The 277-nt window shown below is 57.4% G+C and carries 1 protein-coding gene; it reads right to left on the bottom strand.

Translation table 11 applies throughout. The annotated features are described in order from the left end of the window. Window positions 1-277: response regulator transcription factor (locus tag Q4550_RS23425; RefSeq protein ID WP_483298579.1), on the bottom strand; the 277-nt coding region annotated here is incomplete at both ends.

Below are 277 nucleotides of genomic sequence, written 5' to 3'. Positions count from 1 at the left end.
GCGCAAAATAGGTGATCAATTCGAACTCTTTCGGGCTGACAGCAACATGGTCGTTTATGACATGCACGGTGCGGGCCTTCATCCGAAGTTCCAGATCGCCAAAGGCAATCAGGTCAGTGTCCAACACCGTCATTTCCTGCCGCCGTAACAAGGCCCGCAATCGCGCGCGCAGCTCTTCGGGATCGAATGGTTTGGCAAGATAGTCGTCGGCGCCTTTTTCCAGGCCCTCGATCTTGTTCGCAGCGCGGCCCAGCGCCGACACCACAAGGATCAGCGC

It is taken from the genome of Anaerobacillus sp. 1_MG-2023 (assembly GCF_030547345.1).
GTDB classification, from domain to species: Bacteria; Bacillota; Bacilli; order Bacillales; family Guptibacillaceae; genus Guptibacillus; species Guptibacillus hwajinpoensis_B.
Note: the sequence above shows the minus strand (reverse complement) of the source record. Positions and strands in the feature narration are given on the sequence as shown.